This window comes from Zooshikella harenae (assembly GCF_018837975.1).
Classification (GTDB): domain Bacteria; phylum Pseudomonadota; class Gammaproteobacteria; order Pseudomonadales; family Zooshikellaceae; genus Zooshikella; species Zooshikella harenae.
This window is the reverse complement of record NZ_JAGSOY010000162.1, coordinates 1-3,273: the sequence shown is the minus strand read 5'-3', so window position 1 is coordinate 3,273 and position 3,273 is coordinate 1. Positions and strand designations below refer to the sequence as shown.

At 37.3% G+C, this 3,273-nt stretch carries 4 protein-coding genes and 1 pseudogene; all 5 read right to left on the bottom strand.

The window, feature by feature from the left end:
• Positions 1 to 182: 182 nt before the first annotated feature.
• Positions 183 to 611, bottom strand: coding sequence for a hypothetical protein (locus KCG35_RS24135; protein ID WP_215822413.1), 429 nt, complete (start codon positions 609 to 611; stop codon positions 183 to 185).
• Between the two features lie 98 nt (positions 612 to 709).
• Complete coding sequence (locus KCG35_RS24130) at positions 710 to 1,171, bottom strand: hypothetical protein (RefSeq protein WP_215822412.1); 462 nt, start codon at positions 1,169 to 1,171, stop codon at positions 710 to 712.
• A gap of 177 nt (positions 1,172 to 1,348) precedes the next feature.
• Positions 1,349 to 1,855, bottom strand: coding sequence for a hypothetical protein (locus KCG35_RS24125; protein ID WP_215822411.1), 507 nt, complete (start codon positions 1,853 to 1,855; stop codon positions 1,349 to 1,351).
• Positions 1,856 to 1,938: 83 nt separating this feature from the next.
• Complete coding sequence (locus KCG35_RS24120; RefSeq protein ID WP_215822410.1) at positions 1,939 to 2,523, bottom strand: hypothetical protein; 585 nt, start codon at positions 2,521 to 2,523, stop codon at positions 1,939 to 1,941.
• Between the two features lie 337 nt (positions 2,524 to 2,860).
• A pseudogene (locus KCG35_RS24115) lies at positions 2,861 to 3,217 on the bottom strand (RHS repeat-associated core domain-containing protein); the annotation flags it as partial.
• Positions 3,218 to 3,273: the final 56 nt, after the last annotated feature.

The window sequence follows — 3,273 nt, the reverse complement described above, 5'->3', positions numbered from 1 at the left end:
TAATATTTAATGAAGCTAATTTGTTCGGTGTAAATTTATATGCGATTGCCCTGGCGCGAACACCAAGGAGCAGGGAAAAGACCATTAGGATCGATGTATCGCAAAGGATTATTGAAAGCATAGCTATAAAGATGATTTAAAGCAATCAAAAGGGGACAGCCACTTTTTGATCAAAGTCAAATCTAGGGTGTCCCCTTCTTCCCTCTATTCTTTGCCACTTCTGCACAAACCTTGGATGATTTTTCAAATATTTTTTTATTATATTTTTGGTAGTAGTTAAGAAGTTTTTTTGTATTGTCACTATTGCATTCTTGGACGGCATTATTAAGGGGTATAGACAAGCCAATAACTATTGAAAAACGTATGTACATCATGCGATCAAATGAATTAATAACTTCACTATATTTTTCGTTTTGGAGCATGCTTGCTAAAACAATACTTTCGGAAATGTTTCTTTTAGTATCCTGTATTTTTCTATTGTATTCATATTTTAGCTCCATTTTTTTATTGTATAAATTATTAGCTATCAACCCTAAAGAAAAAAATGTTATTGCTGTTATTGTTATCTTTATAGCGTTATTTTTTTTGAGATTTAATTTCCATTCCTTCATATTATTTTCTCTCTTCTGAATTCGGTTCGCTTTGATGTAAGGTTGATATTTATTTTTAGCTACAATATTGTAGGTAAATTTATCGATCAAATTAGTTTTTATTCAACTGGATGATTCCTCTCCAACTCCTCAAACTGTTTTCTCTCTTCAGGGGTTAGTTCATCTAATGATGCAGCTTCATCCAGTAGAGCCTGGCTTTTAAAGCGTCCTTCCCAAAAGCGCCCTTTGCAACCATCTTCATCATTTGCCCAGCGTGCAATAGGTTCATTTAAACAACGCATAAACCAGGATAAATCCGCTAATCGCTCACGCCACTGCTGAACAATATCATTCACTACTTTGAGTTCAGCACTATCTAGTTTTGCACCAGCTAAATAACGTTGAATCATGGGCGGGCCTTTATAGAGCTTTCGCCAGCGACGAATTACTTCATCATCCGTCCACTGTTTAGCTTTTTCCTCATCAATGCGAACCACTAAATGATAGTGATCTGACATCACGGCATAAGCGCAGATATCAATCGCAAACACCTTAACTAACTCTGTGAGTCGCTCAACCATCCAGGCTTTACGGTGATCAAAATTTTGGCCGGTTACCCTGTCATCACCGCATAAAAAGGCTCGGCGAACACAGCGACAAATACAATGATAATAGGGTGTATCCTGAACACTGACTAACTGACTAACTGACTAACTGACTAACTGACTAACTGACTAACTGACTAACTGACTAACTGACTAACTGACTAACTGACTTCGTGGCCGCGTCATCCTTAGACCTCCACACAGAGTTGATCGACTTGTAGTCAAGATGATAACTCTACAGGCCTGATCGATATCAAATCTAGGATGTCCTATTCTTTTGCTCCCTAATTCATCCGCATGAGTAAAGCTGGCACTAAAGCGATCAAATATACCGGAGAGGTTGGTTTCCATTTGCCAACGGCCCACTTTGGCTGTATTTACAGCTAAGTCGCCAAACCCAAGCAGGAGTGTTGGTTCGGCAGGTTGGTTACCGACATAGCTGGAAATAATGTCAAAGCCAATGGGTAAGCCTTGTTTGTTTTCGACTATGCGTGGCTGTGCCGATTCAATCGCAATATGCTTGGCAATACCTGCACCCGTATTAAGGATTCTTACGCCTAAGGTATAAGGGACTGGAGGCTCTATTTCAGATGTAAAAGCATCATCACCAATCACCTCGCGAGTTAAAAAATAATCTAAGCGCAATTTAGGCTGGAACAAAAGGGGACAGCCACTTTTTGATCAAAGTCAAATCTAGGGTGTCCTATTCTTTGCTTTTTCCCTTTCTTCTCTTTATTTTCGCTTTACTCCTTCAATCTTAATTGGCTAGCATTAAAATCCCATTGTTTTCTCCATTTTTCACCGTATTTTAATAGTACATCTTCATTAAAATCATCTTCATTGATAACAAAATTTGAACTATATGCTTCCTTTATTAATTTCCAATATACGGGATGCCAAGGAGAAAGTTTATGGATTTTATTTTCTTTTACCCCTAGGCTATTTAATATTAGATATAGGTAAGACAGATTTATTGTGGCAATTTTAATGTTAATATTTTTTTTATCTAAATAATCTTGCTCAACCAAAACAAACTGATTCCAGTTTGGCTTAAATGCTTCTTCCCAAACTTTTCCTCCTAAGTTTGTTAAATATATTTCAAAATCAAATTTCTGATCAGATGGTTTTTTATTGATATCATTGTTTTTACATTTTAAATTAATGTATTCACTCTCAAACATAAAATCCAACTGTAGGAGTAAATCAGGTTTGCTTAATTCATGTTTAGGCATATTAAATATTATATCAACATCAACAGATATTAATTGACTAAATTTTGCAGGAAGTTCATGAAGATAATCTAAAATTAAATAATGCAGTAACTTCATTAGATGGCCTTATATCTGATAGTAAGCTTAGGGCCAGATGGGGTATCTTCACAACACCTACAAGAAGCAATAGATCCTCTTCTACCTCCTCCAGAAAGTACATTCCAGTGTTCTCCTTGCCCTACACAGGGTCCGCTATGAGCAGGTCTTGGTTTTTGAATTTTAACTCCTTTGTCTCGTCCACCTAGGGCATAAAATGCATCTCTTTTACTTTTATAAGAATAACCTCTTAAACTAGAGCAAGGTAGATATTCAGGATAACTTTCTTTACAAGATTTATTTTTACACTCTTTTGCTTTGCTATCTGATGCGGCCAAAGCTTTAGCATCAAGATCAACTAGCCCCCCTCCCCAAACTTCCAACCAGTTATTGCATCAGTCTGTAATGCTAAACCTGTTTGGTATGATTGGTAAGCCATCATCAAAGAATGTAATCCCCGAATAAGAGTACCTAGTTTTGTTAACTCAGAAGCTGTTTTTGATGTAGCCCCAGCTCTTCCCATACTTGCTGCAGTACACTGTGCAACATTGGCTGGGTTAGCATACCCTGCTACTGATACTAAACCTAATGGATCTACGTATCTAACAGGATTCCCTTCAACATACGCATAAGTATTCAACCCACCCTCTATACCAATTGGATCCCTTTGAATATACCGTCCAATGCTCGGATCATAATCCCTAAAATAGTTGTAAACTAGGACGGCTTTGTGCGTCCGAGCCTAGCATCAGAGCACTTCGATGCAATTTC